Raw genomic sequence first — 16,970 nt, forward strand, 5'->3', positions numbered from 1 at the left:
CGCCGCGCGCGGCGCCTTCGCCGGGCTGCTCGGCCGCTCCCACCCGGACCGGGACCCGGGAGCCCGCCTGGAAAGGCTCGCCGCGGACTCCGCCGAGCGCCTGCTCGCCGACGCCGCCGGGCGGCTCGGCCGCCCCTGCGAGCGCGTCGAACGCGTCGGGCACGTCGAGCGCGAGGTGGTCGCCGCGGCCGCCGACGCCGACCTGCTCGTCCTCGCCCGCGACGGCGACCGCACCCATCTAGGCCCTCGCAGCCTCGGGCCCGCCAGCCGCTTCATCGTCGACCACGCCGGATGCCCCGTTTTGTTGATATGGCCCGAGACCGCGCCCGCGACGTCCACAATGCCACCACCACCGCCGCCCGGCGGGTGACGGACGTCAGTCGCTTCGCGAGGCGTCCCTTTGGGACAGTTCGAACCAGCGCAGGTCCTCCACGGACGACGGCGTCGACTCGTCCGCGCTCAAGTCCGGTTCGGGCAGGGATTCCAGCAGCCGCCGCGCGTAGTCGAGGTAGGTCGCCAGCGCCGACTCGTCCACCGTGTGATGGCGGCGCGGATAGACCATGCCGTGCTCGGCGTCGAAACGCACGTCCGACAGGCGCAGCACCGCCGAGTCCGGGGCGGCGCGATGCCGCCACAGGCCGGTGTCCAGGTCGAACCGATAGTCGGGCAGCAGCTTCCACCCGTGCCGCGCGGTGAGCGCCACCGCCTGGACCAGGTAGTCGAACACCGTCGGTGACAGGAAGTAGTTGAACCCGATCCGAATCCACCCGGGCTTGATCCCCTCGTGCCCGGCGCACACCTGCTCGTGGAGCTGCAGGGCCTGGTCGTGGTCGATGCGCAGGAGCCGCTGGCCGTAAGGCCCCGCGCAGGAACACCCGCCCCGGGTCTGGATCCCGAACAGGTCATTGAGGACCGTGACGGTGAAGTTGTGGTGCAGGAACCGCCCGCTGGGCCGCCGCACCCGAAAGGACACGATGGACAGCCGGTCGACGTCGCAGTTTCCCAGCAGCTCCAGCTCGGGCTCGGCGCGCCAGGCGCTCAACGCCCGCGACAGGAAGTCGTGCTCCCGCCGCTGGATCACGTCCACGCCGACCGCCTGCTTCAGGCGGAACACGAGCCCGGCGCGGATCGACTCCACGATCGCGGGCGTCCCGCCCTCCTCGCGGTGCACCGGATCCGACAGGTAGGTGTGCCAGTCGGCGGTGACGAACTCGACGGTGCCGCCGCCCGGCTCGGACGGAACCGGATTGCGCAGCAGGTCCCTGCGCACCGCCAGGATCCCCGGCGTTCCGGGCCCGCCCACGAACTTGTGCGGGCTGAGGAACACTGCGTCCTTGTGCGTGTCGCCGGGTCCGTTCATGTCGATGTCGATGTACGGGCCCGCCGCCGCGAAGTCCCAGAACGACAGCGCCCCATGGGAATGCAGCAGATCCGACACCGCCGCGGTGTCGGTGAGGATACCGGTCACATTGGATGCCGCCGAGAACGAACCGATCCGCAGCGGACGGTCGCGATACTCCTCCAGCGCGCCCTCCAGCCCCGCCAGGTCCAGGTGCCCGTCGGCGTCCTCGGCGATCGGCACCACGTCGGCGATCGATTCCCGCCACGGCAGCTCGTTCGAGTGGTGCTCGTACGGCCCGATGAACACCACCGGGCGTTGCGAACGCGGCACCGCCGCCAGCCGGTCGCCGTCCCCGAAGGACGGCGCGCGCAGGCCCAGAATGCTGATCAGCTTGTTGACCGCGCCCGTCGCGCCCGAACCGGCGAAGATGACCACGGTGGAATCGTCGCCGCCGATCGCCCGCGATATCGCCTCCCGCGCGTCCTCGCGCAACATGGTGGTGCGCAGTCCGGTCTCGGAGGACTCGGTGTGCGTGTTGCCGTACCAGGGCAGCACCTCTTGCCGAATGAAGTCCTCGATGAAACTCAATGACCGCCCCGACGCGGTGTAGTCGGCGTACACGATCCGCCGGGGCCCGAACGGGCCGTCCACCAATTCGTCATCACCAATGACCGAATGGCGAATCTTCGCCAACAACGGTATATCCATGATGACTCCACATTGTCATGATCGAATCCTCCGTTCACCCTACCCGATCGCATCGAAATGCCTGAATAAAGCCTCCTTTCGGGGCCGAAGTCGTTTTGAAGCTGGCCGTGGTCATGATTTGTTCCGCAACCCCTCCCCAACCTTGGACTCGCCGCGGAGAGTCCAAGGGCGCAACACATCCAACAGGAACAAGATTCCACTATGGAGGTAAAAGTGACCGTGAACCGCATTCCAGTCGTGTCCTCGCGCAAGGACGAACCCAACGAGGTCCGCATCGAGACCATCTTCCTCGAGCTCGAGCGCCCCGACCGGGTCGTGAACGAGCTCACCAACGGATGGAAGCACGGCCCCAAGTAGGCACGGCCACCATGGCGCCCGGGTCCTCGGCCTCTGTCGAATCCGGGCGCCATCCCACGATTCGAAGGAGATCGTCGTTGATCCCGCAGCACCCGTTCCGCTGGAACCAGGTCGCGGCCCGGGTGGTGGAGCTGGCCGATTCCGGCGGCCCCGACTACGCTCCGGGCTTCGTGGACCGAGCGCGCCCCGCCGCCCTCGGCGTCATGCCGCGGTCCCGCAACACCGCACAGGCCAACTACGTCACCGACCTCGGCGTGCGCATCTCCGACGACGCGGCCACCTTCCTGCGGCACAATCTGAGCCGCAACCCGGCGGGCTGGGACGACGATCTCGACGCCGGTAACCCCTGGCCCGTCGGCGGTCTCGACGAGGAGGGACTGGTCGGGCTGCTGGACGGCTGCGTCAACTTCGCCGGGGACTGGGACCTGGCCCGCTCGGTGTGCCTGGCGGTCAACGCCGGTGAACGGACCTATCAGCGCTACGCCACCTCGCTGTACGTCGGCGCCGTCCTGGCGGCGACCTCCACGCCGGACGACGCCGCGGGAGACGCCGCCGGCAACTGGCTGCGGCGCGCGGTCGGACAGGCCGAATCCGAAGTGGACTCCTTCATGGCCGGGCTGCGCCTGGCCGCGTGGCGGCTCAAGCGCCGGGGCGACGTCAAGGCCGCGACCCGCCAGCTGGACGCCATGTTCGACGACGTCGACTGCTGGCACTCCCAACGCTGTGTCTCCGACGCCGACGCCCGCGCGATGCGGGCGGTCGGATTGAACCTGCTCGCCTTCGCCCACATCAAGACCCGCGACCACGCGTCGGCCCTCGACACCGTGCGCGCCGCGGCGAGCATGCGCGACACCGACGGCTTCGTGACCGTCGACCGTGACGCGGCGCTGCGCTACCAATGCCAGATCCGCATCAACCTCGGGCAGGTGCTGTGGCTGCTGGACCACCGGGACGAGGCGCTGCGCATCCTCGCCGACAACGAGGCGCTGGCGGCGGACCTGCACCCGGACTCGCTCAGCGAGGCACAGTCCATACTGGCCTATTACCTGTTCCTGGCGGGCGAGCACGACCGCGCCCTCGCCCTGCTCACCGCCGCCTACCAGCGCGTCCGCACCGAGGCCGCGCCCCGCAGGCTGGCCCAGATCCGCAAGGTGACCGCGGCGAGCCTGCATCGATCGGGAGCGCCCGACGACGCCGACCGGGTCCTGCATCGGCTGCACGCCGACCCGCTCGGATTCGACGCGCGGCTGGTCGGCGAGGCCGCATGACCGGCGACGCCACGCTGATCGCGCAGAACCTCCACCGGGTCTACGACGGTCGCGACGGCCGCGTCGATGCCGTCAGCGACGTCAGCCTGCGCGTCCCGGCGGGCAGCACCGTCGCGGTGCTCGGCCCCAACGGCGCCGGGAAGACCACCACCGTCCGAATGTGCTCCACCCTGCTGACGCCCACCCGCGGCGATATCAGGATCCGCGGCGTCGACGCGGTGGCCCGCCCGGCGGAGGCGCGCCGCCACCTCGGCCTGGTGCTCGGCGGCGACCGCGGCTTCTACCAGCGCGCCTCCGCGGCGGAGAACCTCCGCTACTTCGCCAGCCTCGCCATGGTTCCCCGCCGTCAACGCCGCCGCCGCATCGACCACCTGCTCGGCGAGGTCGGACTGTCCGCCCACGGCGCCAAGCGCGTCGAGGAGTACTCCCGGGGCATGCGGCAACGCCTGCACCTGGCGCGCGCCCTGCTGGCCGACCCTCCGCTGCTGTTGCTGGACGAACCCACCATCGGCCTGGACCCCGAGGCGGCGCTGGAGGCCCGGCAACTCATCGCCCGGCTCAACGCCGCCGGGCGTTCGATCCTGTTGACCACCCACTACCTCCACGAGGCCGAGGCGCTCGCCGACGAGGTCATCGTGATCATGGAGGGCCGCATCGTCGCCCGGGGAACGGTCTCCGACATCGCCCGCGCCGGCGGAGCCGGCGACGTGACCGGCCTGCGACTCGCCTCCGCGTCCGAGGGCCTCCTGGCCCGGCTGCGCGACCTGGGCGGCGTCCTCGACGTCCGCGCCGAGGAGACCCACGGGACCCGGGCACTGACCGTCACCTGGTACCCGGGCCGCGCCGACCCCGCCGCGCTCGCCCGCGCCGCCGACGCTCCACTGGCGACACTGGTGACCCGCCCGGCCACCCTCGAAGAGGCGTACCTGGCGCTGGTGGCCCGCCGCCGCGCCGCCGACCGGATCGCGGTGTGACGCCATGCCGACCGCCGTGGGATTCCATCTTCGCCAACTGACGCGCAACTCCTTCTTCGTCCAGCTCGCCGTGACCTCGCCGGTGGTCTTTCTCCTGTTGCGCTACCTCGTCGCCCGCGGCGCCCACGCCCATATCGACGCCACCGCCTGGGTCGACGCCGTCGTCGTGGGACTGTGGACGACCACCACCACCGCCACCGGAATCATTGGCTACCAACGATTCCAGGGGACCCTGGAACCCATGCTGCTCAGCCCGCGCTCGCCCGGCGCGGTGCTGACCCCCGTGGTGGTCTCGACCGCCCTGCTCGGCACGGTGGCGCTGCCGGTCACCCTGGGACTGGTGACGATCCTCCACGGCGCGCCCGGCGTGTCGTCGTGGCCGTCCCTTCTCGACGGATTCGCGCTGGCCGTCATCGGCTGCGCGGCCTCGGCGACCTGCCTGGCCGGTCTGTTCGTCCTGACCCGCTACGCGCTGGTCTACGAATCGGTCCTGCTCACCCCGGTCCTGCTGCTGTCCGGCGCCGTGGCGGCCAGCGACCGGCTGCCCGAATGGGCGCTGTGGCTGTCATGGGGCAGCCCGCTGTCCGGCGCGGTGCGCGTCCTGCACGCCGCGGCCACCGGCATCGACCACGCCGCGACGGGCTGGTGGACGGCCGCGTCCCTGCTCGCCAGCGCCGTCCATCTCCTCGCCGCGCGCGTGATCATGCGCCTGGCGCTGCGCCGCGCCCGCCGCGACGGAAGCCTGGCCCTGTCATGATGCCGACCACCGCCCCGCTGCTCGCCTCGGCCTTCGCCCAGTCGGCCCGCATCACGCTGCGATCGGTGAGCCAGCTGCGATCGGTGCGCACCGTGGCCGTCACGCTGCTGCTGATCCCCGGTCTCGACGTGGTCTACCTGACGACGCTGGCCACCTCGGCGACGCGCTCCGACATCGCGGCGGCGTCGGTGTCCGCCGCGGTCCTGGTCACCGCCACCACCGCCGTCATGGCCGCCGCCGCGGTGGTCGGCGACGACCGCGACAACGGCACGCTCGCCATGGTCGTGCTGTCGCCGGTTCCCCGAATCGTGCTGTGGCTGGGACGCCAGATCGTCGTGGCCGGCCTCGGCCTGGCCGCCGGGCTGGTCGCGGTCGCCGCCGCGGTCATCCTCGCCGGCGACCCCGCCATGCTGTCGTCCCTCCCGCTGGTGTTGGTGGCGCTGGTGATCACGTCGCTGTCGTGCACCGGAATGGGCTTCGCCGTGGGATCGGCCAGCCTGCGACTGCGGGACTCCTTCCTCCCGGCGAACCTGGTCAACGCGGTGCTCGTGCTGGCCTGCGGCGCCGTCGCCCCGCCCGGAGCCCTGCCGCGCCCGATCGAGACCGCCGCCGGCGTCCTGCCGATCACCGCGTCGGTGAGGTCGGTGCGCGCCATCGCGTCCGGCGACACCGGCCTGTTCGTTCACTATGGAGCGACCGCCTGCGCGATCGGCCTCGGCTGGTTCGCGGTCGGCTCCCTGTCCTGGTTCCTGCTCGAACGCGCCTCCCGCGCATCCGGATCGCTCGAACTGTGGTTACCCTCAATCCCATGTGGAGGTCACTATGTCCCTTACCCGTCGCACCATCGTCGCCACCCTGGCGACGGCGGCGCTGGCAGCCACCACGGTGGTGGCGGTCAACGCCATGGCCGATACCCAGCCGAAGGCGGTGAACGCGCAATACGGCGCCGCGAAGGTGGAGGCCCAGGACCCCAACCGGGAGTTCCGGGCGATGCCGGCCCTGCAACAGGTGTCCTGGAAGAACTCCTCCGGCACCCACAAGCGCCTCATCCGCAGCGTCAGCATTCGACCCGACGGCGTGCCGCCGGTGGCCGAGCGGATGCAGTACCAGGACGGCTCCGGCAAGTGGCAGGACGCCAAGGACGCCCGCACCGGCAAGCCGCTCATGGAGTCCTCCGACGCCCAGTACGCCATGGCGTCCAACGTCTTCACCGACTCGGCCGGGCAAACGGTCGCGCTGGAGACCCAGGCGCACAAGGACTCCAAGGGACGGTACATCCTCCGCTGGATCACCAAGGACGGCGGCGTCTCGTGGACGCCCAGCCGCACCCCGCTCGACTTCAACGGCGGCTCCATCCTGGATTCCGCCAGCGGACAGGCGTTCCAGAAGATCGTGACGCTGCCGGACGGCTCCCGGCTGCTGCCCTTCTACGTCGCGCATCCCGTCGGCGGCGGCAAGTACAAGTTCTCCGCGCACCTGCTGGTCGGCGACGCCGACGCCACCAAGCTCAAGCGCGCCGCGACGGTCTTCAGCTCCAACACGATCGACTACAGCGAGTCCAGTGTGGCGCGTCGTTCGGACGGCAAGCTGCTGATGATCACCCGCTACGAGACGGAGAGGGGCGGATTCCACTACAGCAAGCTGCTGTCGAGGGTGACCACCTCCGCGGTGAACTCGGCCGCCGACGTCGCCAAGGCCAAGTGGGCCGCGCCCACGGCGGTCAAGGTGCCCGGCGCCGCCGACGCCGATGTGGTCAGTGGCGTCGCCCCCATCCTGAGCAACATGGACTCCGGCGTCCTGATGCTGGTGTTCGGCCGCCCCCGCAACAAGATCGCCTTCAGCACCGACGGCGGCACCACCTGGACGACCGCGCACAGCTTCTACGACAACATGCCGACCAACTGCAAGAGCGGCTACGGCGGGAACCCCTGCTCCGCGCTGGGGTCCAGCGGCTACATGGGCGTCGCGGTCACCTCGCCGACCACCGCGGTCATCATGGGCGACAACTGCCAGGCGGGCTGGGGATGCAAGGCGAACTACAAGTACCCCCACGGCACCACCGATCTGCTGTGGACGGCCACCGTCACCCTGAAGTGACGCGGGCCCGCCGGGACCTTGTGGTGCGTCGCCGACATGGTTACTGTGTCACACATTGACACACGTAAATATGACGTGACTTCGTCCTGGAGGCGCCGAGATGATGTTCCGCCGAGCGTTGACGTTGCCCCGCCGCCACACCGCCGCCGCCATCGCGATCACCGCGATGATCGGCGCGGCGGTGTTGGCGTGCGGCGGTGACGCCGGGGCCGAGGAGACCACGGCCGCGGCCGTGGCACCGCAGCTGGTCATCCAGGGAGACTTCCCCGACCCGGACGTCAACAAGTTCGGCGATACGTACTACGCATACGCCACCAACGGATCGGTGAACCTGCCGGTGGCGACGTCGGCCAACCCCGGCGGCCCCTGGACGGTGAGCGGCACCGACGCGCTGCCGAAGCTGGGCGCGTGGGCGCAGCCGGGGCGCACCTGGGCGCCGGACGTCTCGCGGCGCCCCGACGGCAGCTACCTGCTCTACTACGCCGCCCACGGCATCGACCCGGACCGCCAGTGCATCGGCGCGGCCACCGCCACCCAGCCCACGGGCCCGTTCGAGCCCGCGGGGGATGCCCCGATCGTGTGCCCCGCCGCCGACGGCGGAGCGATCGACCCGTCGACCTTCGTCGACGGCGACAAGCACTACCTGATCTACAAGACCGACGCCAACGCCATCGGTCAGCCGCCCGTGGTCTATCTACAACAGACCAGCGCGGACGGCCTGAGCCTCATCGGCGACCGCGTCGAGATCCTGCGCAACGACTCCGACGCCGAGCGCGGCATCCTGGAGGCCCCGGTCATGGTCAAGCACGGCGGCAACTACGTCCTGTTCTACGCCGGCGGAGAATACTGGAACGACAGCTACTTCACCAGCTACGCCACCGCGACATCCCTGAGCGGCCCGTTCCAGAAGGCATATCGTCCACTGTTGACAGGCGCCAGCCTCGACGGCGCCGTCAACGGCCCCGGCGGCGCGGACGTGGTGCCCGGCGACGGCGTCGACAGCATCTTCTTCCACGGCCACGTCGGCGACGTCCGCAGCATGTACCGGGCCGACCTGGGCTGGGCCAACGACCTCCCCGTGGTGCGCGGCAGCCGAGTGCGTTACGAGGCCGAGGGCGGCACGCTCAACCACTGCCAGGTCCGCGAGAACGCCGCCGGCGCCTCGCAGGGCAAGGTGGTCGCCTACATCGACTACGAAGACAGCTATGTGGACATAAAACCCTACGCCCCGAGCGCCGGCGGCTACAGCGTGGCCGTCGGCTTCGCCAACGGGTCCCAGGAGGGCGCGACACACCACCTGTCGGTCAAAAATGCGACCCCCGTCGACGTGACCTACCCGCTGACCGGCTGGGACAACTGGCAACAGGTCAATGTCGACGTCGACCTCGCCGCGGGCTGGAACACCCTGCGGTTCACCCACGGCACGGCGTACGCCGAGCTGGACTACATCGAGGTCCGCTGACCACGCCACCATTAAGTCCGGCGCGCACCGATGAGTTTCGCGCCACGGCACGGTCAACCGGGCATGAACAAAACCATGACCTCCCCGATCCGCTTGCACATGTCCATGTCGCTCGACGGCTTCATCGCCGGACCCGAGGACCGCCCCGGACAGGAACTCGGCCGAAACGGCGGCCGTTTGTTCAACTGGCTGGACGACCGGAACTCCGACGGCCCCAGCGGCCGGGTATACGGCGAGGTGTTGTCCACCGGCGCCGTCATCTCCGGGCGCCGCACCTTCGAACTGGCCGGGCGCTGGCACGGCGATCACCATGACGGTGTCCCGATCTTCGTTCTCACCCACCACATCGACCCCGACGACGTCCCGCCCGGCAGCGCCCGTTTCGTCACCGACGTCACCGACTGCGCCACCCAAGCGCGTGCGTCGTCGGGCGGACGCGCGGTGATGGTGCACGGCGCCGGCGCCGCGCAGTCGCTGCTGCGCGCCGGGCAACTGGACGAGATCGAGATCCACCTGGTGTCGGTGCTGCTGGGGGAGGGCCGCAGACTCTTCGAGGCGCTTGGCGGCCAACACATCGAACTCGAGCGCGTCCGGTCGATCGAGGCACGCGACGTGACACACCTACGCTATCGGGTGCTGCACAAGTAAACGAGCGATTCCCGACGCCGTCCGGGGACGACCTCGGCCCAAATACCGCGCCGAGAATCGATGCTGATGCCCCATTCCGCCCCTACAATCATCCTGAGTATGCATTGACTTGCGTCCTTTGGTCTGTTGTGGAGGTAGCACTATGGACGACAGCGTTCGCGGCACTGGTACCGTGCTTGCCGCTCTGGACCGGCGGCCACCGACATCCCTGTACTGGTCGTTGACCCTGCTGGCGACCCTCGGAGGCTTCCTCTTCGGCTTCGACACCGCCAACATCGGATCGGCATTGCCGTTCCTGCCATATCATCTGGGGCCGTTTTGGGCGGGCTATCTGGTGGCCGGGGCGTCGCTGGGAGCCGCGGCCGGAGCGCTGCTGGCCGGCCCGCTGACGGACCGGTTCGGACGGAAGTCGCTGCTGATCGTCGACGCGGGCCTGTACGCGGCCGGGGCGCTCCTGTCGGCCTTCACCTGGGACGCCTGGGTCCTGATCGTCGCCCGCACGATCATCGGGCTGGCCATCGGGGCCGACTCCGCGATCGCCACCGCCTACATCGCCGAATACGCGCCGAGCGGACGGCGGGGCCAGCTCAGCATGCTCCAGCAGTGGATGATCACCGTCGGCATCCTCGTCGCGTACGTCGTGGCGATGGTGGTCCTCATGTTCATGCCGCACCACGCCTACGGCCTGGACTGGCGCCTGATCTTCGGCGTCGGCGCGGTCCCGGCGATCCTTGGCCTGCTGCTGCGGACCCGCATGCCCGAGTCGCCCCGCTGGCTGATGCTGCGCGGCAGGTACGAGCAGGCCCGGCGCGCCATCGGCAAGCTCGGCATCACCGCCACGGTGGAGGAGATCCAACGGGACGCCATCGCGCTGGAACGCGGCGAGGCCGAGGGCAGGAGGGCCCAGAAGCGCAGCTGGACACCCGGGGTGAAGAAGGCCCTCATGGTCGTGTGCGTGTTCTTCATCTTCCAGCAGATCACCGGCATCAACGTGCCGCTCTACTACGGGCCCACGCTGCTCACGCCGTTGCTGCAGGGATCGGACGCCACGCTGGTCCAGTCGCAGATCGCCAGCGTCCAGGTGACCGCGATCATGACCCTGGTGAACGTCGCCGCGACATATTTCGGATTCCGCTACATCGACAAGCTCGGCCGACGCCCGTTGGCCATCGGCGGCTTCGCCGGGATGGCGGTCTTCGCCCTGGTCGCCGCCGCCGGTCTGGCCTTCTTCTCGGGAATCGCGACGATCATTGTCGTGATGCTCGGGCTGTGCCTGTTCATCGCCTCCTTCGCGGTCGGGGTCGGCGGCACCGGCTGGGTCATTCAGGGCGAGACCTTCCCCACCGAGGTCCGCGGCCGCGCCGCGGCCATCTCCGCCACCGTCAACTGGGTGTCCAACTTCGCGCTGATACAGATCTTCCCGATGGCCAAGGCGGGCATCGGGCTCGGCTGGGTGCTGGCCTCCTTCGCCGCGCTGTGCGTCTGCGCGATCGTCTTCGTCAAGCGCTCCCTTCCCGAGACCAAGGGCATACCCGTGGACGACATCATCCACATCTACGAGCGTCGGACCGCGTCCGCGGCGTGACCACCCACAATCCACGGCTCGCGGCACCAAACATCACGATTCGAAGCGGCCGGTACTATGTCGACGCACGAGGGGCGTTAGCTCAGCTGGTTAGAGCAGCGGACTCATAACCCGCCGGCCGTCGGTTCGAGCCCGACACGCCCCACGGAGGCGAGCAAGGCGAAGGGCCCGCTTACCGGTTGAAACATCGGTAGGCGGGTCTTTTGTGTGTGCGGTTCGCGCGACGCGCCTCACGTCGTGAAGCGGCAACTCGGCTCCCCTGTCGGTGCGCGTTCACCAGCGGCGCGAATCGCCGGTCGAGGTGTCGCTCGCCCCACGGGAACGACGCACGCGTCTGTCGCGTCGTCATCCGGCACAATGAAACCGGTTCAGCGGCGAAGCGGCCCCGAATGCCGTGCTGCGGGGAAAGGGGTGACGGCCGATGCGTTTCGAGGTGCTGGGTCCGGTGACGGTGTCTCACGAGGACGGTCCGGTGATGCCGCGGGCGTCGATGCAGCGCTTGATGCTCGCGGTGCTGTTGGCCGCGCACGGGCATCCGGTGTCGACCGATCGCCTGGCCGAGGTCCTCTGGGGAGACAGGCCACCCCGCGCTATCGACAAGGCCGTGCCGTGGCATGTTCACAAGCTGCGCAGGCTGTTGGAACCTGCCGACCGCATCACCCACACCGCCAACGGTTACACCCTGACGGTCGAAGACGGGGAACTGGACGCCACGCGGTTCGCCGAGTTGCGCAGCCGAGCCGCCAAGGTCAGTGATGATCCCGTCCGAGCCGCGGATCTGTTCGCGCAGGCACTGGGGCTGTGGCGCGGACCGGCCTATGCGGACCTCGCGCATCATCCGGCGCTGTGCTCGGAGGCCCGTCGACTCGACGACCTTCGGCAGGTCACCCTCGAACAGCGCATCGACGCCGATTTGGCCGCCGGTGGTCACGCCGGGCTCATCGGTGAACTGTCCGCGCTGGTCGACGAGCACGCCACCTGGGAAAAGTACCGCTGTCAACTGATGACGGCCCTGTACCGGTCCGGACGCCAGACCGACGCGTTGGCGGTGTACCGCACCGGCCGGACCCGGTTGGTGGAGGAACTGGGCATCGAACCCGGCCCTTCACTGCGGCAGCTGGAACAGGCGATACTGCGCAACGACCCGGCCCTCGACCTCCCAACGCCGCACCGGACCGCGCCGCCGCGACGCCGCGACCACCCGGTACCCGCCGAGCTTCCACCCGACCTGTCCAGCTTCGCCGGGCGCGACACCGAAACCGGCCGGATCAGCGAGATCCTTTCAGGCGATGCGAGGACACCCGGCCGGACGCCGGTGATCACCGGCGGCGCCGGCACCGGAAAGTCCACACTGGCCATTCATGTCGCCCATCAGGTGGCGCGGCAATACCCCGACGGCCAGCTGTACGTCAACCTCAATGGGGCCACACCGGGAACCCAACACATGGACCCGCGCGACGTACTCATGCGATTCCTGCGCTCGCTGGGCACCGCGAACACCTCCGCCACCACCGATGCGGCCGAACTGGCCGGTCGGTTCCGCACCGCCACCCAGGGCAAGCGGCTGCTGCTGGTGCTAGATGACGCCCACGACACCGCCCAGATTCGGTCGCTGATGCCCGCCCAATCCTGTGGGGTATTGATCACCAGCCGACGCGACCTCGCCGCACTCGACGGCACCGTTCACGTGTCGCTGGGCCCGATGTCGACCGCGGAAGCGATCGCGCTGTTGTCTCGCCAGGTCGGCGCCGATCGCATCGCCGCCGAACCGCGGGCCGCTTCCCGACTCGTTGATCACTGTGCCGCCATACCACTGGCACTGAGTATCTGCGCCGCGCGGCTCAACACCCGGCCGCGATGGGGCGTCGCCGACTTGGTGCGCCGACTCCACGACACCGACCGGCGGCTGTCGGAACTGCGCCTCGACGACAAGGCGGTGCGCACCAGCCTGATGGTCAGTTACCGTGACCTGTCCGACGCCGCCGCCGCCCAACTGTTCCGGCTCTCGGGATCGCACGTGGGGGCCGACATCGGAGTCGACGCGGCGGCGGCCCTGGTCAACCTCCACCGCGACGACGCCCTCGACCTGTTGGAAGACCTCGTCGACACCCACCTGCTCGAGTCCCACGCCCCGGGCCGCTATCGCATGCACGACCTGTTGCGACAGTTCGCCCGCGAGCTGTCCCAGACCACCGACACCGCCGAGATCCGCCACGCCGCGATGCGACGACACCTGCACCACTTTCTGGCCACCGCCCGCGCATCCGCCGAGCTCCAGATCCCCGCGATGGCGAGGCGTCTCCAACTGCCCCCACAAGACCTCGGCGCCGCCGCGGTCGCGCTGAAGTCCCGAGCCGAAGCCGAAGCATGGATGCTGTCCGAACTCGACAATCTACTTGCGGCGGTGCGGCAAGCCACCGGCCCGGCGGTCGACGAACCGGAGCTCGCGGCGGCGCTGTCGCTGGCGGTGTCCCCGGTGCTGTCCCAGCGCGGATACTGGACCCACGAACTCAGCCTCACCGAGATCGTCGTCCCCGTGCTCGACCGTATCGACGACGCCCGGGTACGCCTGCTGGTTCACCGCGATGTCGGACGGGGATACAAGCACACCGGACGTCTAGGCGAGGCGATCCCGCACCTTCACCGATCCTTGGAACTGGCCGAAGAACTCGATGAACGTGCGTGGTTCCTTGGTGGACTGTACTTGCTGGGGACCACCTATTTGGACGACGGACAGCATCCATTGTCGATCGACTACCTGCGACGGAGTCTTGACCTCAGCCGGGAACTGAACGACCGTTTGACCGAGTCGGCGTCCCTCATCGACCTGGGACGCGCCCACCGTGAGCTGGGGCAGGCCGATGCGGCGCTGGAGTTGCTCGCGCAAGCCGAGGTGGTCTCGAAGGATAACGGTGACCAGCGCAATCTAGCCGAAACCTGGTTTGAGCTGGCCCTTGTCCATCAACAAACGCATCGCTCGGTTCAGGCCGTGTCATACCTCGAAGACGCTTTGACGCTGAACCGGGAAGCAGGAAACACCGGGACCCTCGATGAGGCGCAATACCTGTGGCGCCTGGGCGACCTTCGTGACGACCTGGGCGAACATCAACGGGCACGCGAATGCCGAAGCAGGTCGGCGAACATCCTGCGGCGTCTGGCGCTGATCACCGACGCCGAGAAACGCACCATCGAAACCGACCCCCGCCCGCCCAGACCGCAAGCCATGCAATAGCGGCCCGCCCGCGGTCGTTGTCAGCCGTTCGGGAACGTCTCGCCACGCCGTCCCGCTGCACCTGGCGCAGCTCGCCGACGGGCTGGGCGGCTTTTGGCCGGGTTTGGATCTCGACGACAATTCCATGGTTTTGCGGTCTCCCTAGCGCAACCTTGGCTTGGATCCGTTCAGTTCCCGGCAGCGACGACCAGGACGGATATTCGACGAACTGGGCAAACGGGACACGATCGCCACGTCGATGCGAATGTCCACGGTTCGGGGAATGGTCACTCGCGCGCTGCGCCAACCAAGCCCGTGCGTCGTCGGGTGGGCGCGCACCGACGCCGCACGGTCGCTGCCGCTATCGGGTGCTGCACGGGTAGACAAGAGACCCCCAACACCCACCCGAGACGGCGCCCGGGCGGCAAAGTCCGGGGACGTTGGCCCATCCGGTGACGCAGATGCCGCCGCGTGCGGTCATGAGGGTGTCGTCGACGGTGATGACCCGACGGGGGCGCTCGATGTCGGGGTAACCGTCCAACAGGGACAGTTCGGTGTCCTGGCCCAGGGCCAGAACCAGGCAGTCGGTCCCCGGTTCTTCGAATGTGGCGGACCGGTCAGACCGCGTAGCCTTTCGGTGGGATGAGGGTCGACAGTTGCTCGAAGGACAGCCAGTAGATCTGGTTGCCGTTGAACGAGGCCGGGTCGCCGATGAGGACCTTCTTGTCGTCGGAGTTGTAGCCGATGACGGAGAAGTAGTGGTAGATCGTCTGGTCCGGAGGGTAGCCGGGTGGCTGGTTGCCTGGAGGGGCGACGATATTGGCCACGATCGCGAAGCCGTTGTCGATGTCGGCGGTCACATCCGACCACAGTTTGTCGACCTGCTCCTGGCTCGGCGGATCGTTGGGCATCTCGACGGTCGCGTAATTCTTGCCGCTGCGGTTGGTCATGACGGTCGTGACCTGGCTGATGTGGTCGGTGCCGTTTTCGGTGGTGCCGAGTTCGGACGCCAGGGTCGCCTGGTCGGGGGGATCGACCTTGGCCGACAGGGCGATGCGGGTGGCCGCGGGGCCGCACCAGTAGCCGGTCTCCTGGACCTGGTAGTCGACCTGAAGGACCTTCTCGCCCTTGGTGTCGACCTTCTTGGTGCGCAGCGTCGGGAACTTGCCGTTCTTGTTGCCGATCACCGTGGTGGCGACCTGGACGCCGTCGGGGGTGGCAGGGCTAGGCGGTACCGGGGCGACTCCCTGCCTGCTCGGACTCGCCATCGCGGTACCGGTCACCGCCAGTCCACCAGCGACGGCCAGGCCGAAGGTGCCGGCGAGGATGGTTCTTCTTCGCATGGGGTTCCTTCCCTTGGGGGACGAACTCAGCGTGCCATCCGAAGCGGGTCGGGGGAAGAGGCGGCGATTCGTCGTCGCCGCCGTTGTACCTCATTTGTGGACGCGGAGCTCCGGTCGTTGAACCGGCCGATCGGGGTTCGAGCGGATCACGGGCATCGGGTGGGGCCTGGTGGGTGGGACCGCGTGTCAGCCGGCCCTGTGCTTCGCGGTTCGATGCGCGTCGTTTCGCTCGGTCCTGTCCGAGCAGTCGGGGCACAGGCCCCGGAAGGTGACCTGAGTCTGATCGATGCTGAATCCGCGCGCGGACCTTAGCCCGACGCAGGGAGCCGTGTCGAAGTCACAGTGGACACGGACGGTCTTGCCGCATGCCCGGCAGACCAGGAGCTCGGGTTCACCGCCGCGATGCGGCGGTGTCACGAGGAGGCCGTCGTTTCCGCTCCGCGCTCGTCGGGGTTGACGAACAGGAATACGCCCGCGGCTACCGCTGCCCCCGCGATCTCGGCGACGAGGTGAACCCAGACCGACGACCAGGAAATCAGTCCCATCACCGACCCGCCGAGAGCCACGGCGGGGTTGAACGCCCCGCCGGAGATGCCGCCGACCGCCACTGCCCCGGCGGCGACGGTGAGGCCGATCGCCAATCCGTAGAAGGAGTTGTCGGGGTGGCTGCGGCTGGTGGCCACGTTCAGGACGACGTACGCCAAGGCGAAGGTGAACAGGGCCTCGGCCAGCAACGCCGCGCCCAGTCCGCGTCCCGACAAGGTCAGTTCCTTCGCGGGACTGGCGTTGACGAGCCATCCGGCGGTGAGCGCGGCCAGGGCGGCTCCAACCAGTTGCGCGACAACGTATCCGGCGGCGTCTGTGAGGGAAATGCGACGGCGAATCAGGACCGCGAGGGTGACGGCGGGGTTGTAGTGGGCGCCGGAGACATGACCGCCCGCGTAAACCATGGCCATGAGTACCACGCCAATCGCCAGCGGGGCCAGGTCCGCGTTCGCCAGCACTGTGGCGCCGACGGTGAGAACAAGGAAGAAGGTGCCGATCAGTTCGGTGACATATTTTCGCATCGTTTCCTCCTAATAGGAAGGACAGTTAGCGGTGAGCGCTACGGAGTCGCGGGAGGTCGGCGCGCGCGAACTATCCCAGAATGTTTCATGTGGACTTAATGTCCGGGGCGACCCATTCCGTCGCGTGTGGGAAACTTATCGAACCTCGGGT

The 16,970-nt window shown here is 68.8% G+C and carries 13 protein-coding genes, 1 tRNA gene and 1 pseudogene; 12 read left to right on the forward strand and 3 right to left on the reverse strand.

From position 1 onward, the window contains the following. A partial coding sequence (locus VE172_RS18860; RefSeq protein WP_324803513.1) for a universal stress protein occupies nt 1–370 on the forward strand: 370 nt, incomplete at its 5' end. A 6-nt stretch (nt 371–376) separates the two neighbouring features. Here VE172_RS18860 and VE172_RS18865 read toward each other — a convergent pair. Next, nucleotides 377–2,050 (reverse strand): aminotransferase class V-fold PLP-dependent enzyme, encoded by a 1,674-nt coding sequence (locus VE172_RS18865; RefSeq protein WP_324803514.1) that lies wholly within the window; start codon nt 2,048–2,050, stop codon nt 377–379. Nucleotides 2,051–2,269: 219 nt separating this feature from the next. Between VE172_RS18865 and VE172_RS18870 the strand changes: the two genes are divergently transcribed. From VE172_RS18870 to VE172_RS18920, 11 genes and pseudogenes are all read left to right on the forward strand, one after another. After that, the gene (locus VE172_RS18870) at nt 2,270–2,407 is read left to right on the forward strand and encodes a hypothetical protein (protein ID WP_324803515.1); all 138 of its coding nucleotides are present in this window, start codon (nt 2,270–2,272) and stop codon (nt 2,405–2,407) included. Nucleotides 2,408–2,484: 77 nt separating this feature from the next. Further along, nucleotides 2,485–3,675 carry a tetratricopeptide repeat protein gene (locus tag VE172_RS18875; RefSeq protein ID WP_324803516.1) on the forward strand — a complete coding sequence of 397 codons (1,191 nt, stop codon included), beginning with the start codon at nt 2,485–2,487 and terminating at the stop codon, nt 3,673–3,675. After that, nucleotides 3,672–4,649 (forward strand): ABC transporter ATP-binding protein, encoded by a 978-nt coding sequence (locus VE172_RS18880; RefSeq protein WP_324803517.1) that lies wholly within the window; start codon nt 3,672–3,674, stop codon nt 4,647–4,649. The genes VE172_RS18875 and VE172_RS18880 overlap by 4 nt, the downstream gene beginning before the upstream one ends. A 4-nt stretch (nt 4,650–4,653) precedes the next feature. Continuing rightward, nucleotides 4,654–5,406: an ABC transporter permease gene (locus VE172_RS18885; protein ID WP_324803518.1), complete on the forward strand. Its 753-nt coding sequence runs from the start codon at nt 4,654–4,656 to the stop codon at nt 5,404–5,406. After that, nucleotides 5,406–6,059 (forward strand): annotated as a pseudogene (locus VE172_RS25755) (ABC transporter permease); the annotation flags it as partial. The gene VE172_RS18885 and the pseudogene VE172_RS25755, both read left to right, overlap by 1 nt. 169 nt (nt 6,060–6,228) lie before the next feature. Further along, nucleotides 6,229–7,503: an exo-alpha-sialidase gene (locus VE172_RS18895; protein WP_324803520.1), complete on the forward strand. Its 1,275-nt coding sequence runs from the start codon at nt 6,229–6,231 to the stop codon at nt 7,501–7,503. 100 nt (nt 7,504–7,603) lie between these two features. Next, nucleotides 7,604–8,965, forward strand: coding sequence for a family 43 glycosylhydrolase (locus tag VE172_RS18900; protein WP_324803521.1), 1,362 nt, complete (start codon nt 7,604–7,606; stop codon nt 8,963–8,965). A gap of 75 nt (nt 8,966–9,040) precedes the next feature. Then, the gene (locus VE172_RS18905; protein WP_349258458.1) at nt 9,041–9,613 is read left to right on the forward strand and encodes a dihydrofolate reductase family protein; all 573 of its coding nucleotides are present in this window, start codon (nt 9,041–9,043) and stop codon (nt 9,611–9,613) included. Nucleotides 9,614–9,755: 142 nt separating this feature from the next. Beyond that, entirely contained in the window at nt 9,756–11,198 is a 1,443-nt protein-coding gene (locus VE172_RS18910; RefSeq protein WP_324803523.1) for a sugar porter family MFS transporter, read from the forward strand. Nucleotides 11,199–11,269: 71 nt separating this feature from the next. Continuing rightward, nucleotides 11,270–11,343 (forward strand) — tRNA-Ile (locus tag VE172_RS18915). Between the two features lie 276 nt (nt 11,344–11,619). Then, entirely contained in the window at nt 11,620–14,430 is a 2,811-nt protein-coding gene (locus VE172_RS18920) for an AfsR/SARP family transcriptional regulator (protein WP_324803524.1), read from the forward strand. 596 nt (nt 14,431–15,026) lie between these two features. On the opposite strand, the gene VE172_RS18925 is transcribed toward VE172_RS18920, so the two are convergent. Both VE172_RS18925 and VE172_RS18930 read right to left on the reverse strand, forming a co-directional pair. After that, nucleotides 15,027–15,752, reverse strand: a complete 726-nt coding sequence (locus tag VE172_RS18925; RefSeq protein WP_324803525.1) for a C39 family peptidase — start codon at nt 15,750–15,752, stop codon at nt 15,027–15,029. Nucleotides 15,753–16,165: 413 nt separating this feature from the next. Next, the gene (locus VE172_RS18930) at nt 16,166–16,819 is read right to left on the reverse strand and encodes an aquaporin (RefSeq protein ID WP_324803526.1); all 654 of its coding nucleotides are present in this window, start codon (nt 16,817–16,819) and stop codon (nt 16,166–16,168) included. Between the last annotated feature and the right edge of the window lie 151 nt (nt 16,820–16,970).

The sequence above is a fragment of the Stackebrandtia sp. genome (assembly GCF_035643755.1).
In the GTDB taxonomy this organism is placed as follows: domain Bacteria; phylum Actinomycetota; class Actinomycetes; order Mycobacteriales; family Micromonosporaceae; genus Stackebrandtia.

What these genes read in the sequence shown, in the direction of transcription:
- VE172_RS18865 (WP_324803514.1), bottom strand. Translation starts at nt 2,050, where the DNA reads ATGGATATACCGTTGTTGGCGAAGATTCGCCATTCGGTCATTGGTGAT.
- VE172_RS18880 (WP_324803517.1), top strand. Translation starts at nt 3,672, where the DNA reads ATGACCGGCGACGCCACGCTGATCGCGCAGAACCTCCACCGGGTCTAC.
- VE172_RS18885 (WP_324803518.1), top strand. Translation starts at nt 4,654, where the DNA reads ATGCCGACCGCCGTGGGATTCCATCTTCGCCAACTGACGCGCAACTCC.
- VE172_RS18895 (WP_324803520.1), top strand. Translation starts at nt 6,229, where the DNA reads ATGTCCCTTACCCGTCGCACCATCGTCGCCACCCTGGCGACGGCGGCG.
- VE172_RS18900 (WP_324803521.1), top strand. Translation starts at nt 7,604, where the DNA reads ATGATGTTCCGCCGAGCGTTGACGTTGCCCCGCCGCCACACCGCCGCC.
- VE172_RS18905 (WP_349258458.1), top strand. Translation starts at nt 9,041, where the DNA reads ATGACCTCCCCGATCCGCTTGCACATGTCCATGTCGCTCGACGGCTTC.
- VE172_RS18910 (WP_324803523.1), top strand. Translation starts at nt 9,756, where the DNA reads ATGGACGACAGCGTTCGCGGCACTGGTACCGTGCTTGCCGCTCTGGAC.
- VE172_RS18920 (WP_324803524.1), top strand. Translation starts at nt 11,620, where the DNA reads ATGCGTTTCGAGGTGCTGGGTCCGGTGACGGTGTCTCACGAGGACGGT.
- VE172_RS18925 (WP_324803525.1), bottom strand. Translation starts at nt 15,752, where the DNA reads ATGCGAAGAAGAACCATCCTCGCCGGCACCTTCGGCCTGGCCGTCGCT.
- VE172_RS18930 (WP_324803526.1), bottom strand. Translation starts at nt 16,819, where the DNA reads ATGCGAAAATATGTCACCGAACTGATCGGCACCTTCTTCCTTGTTCTC.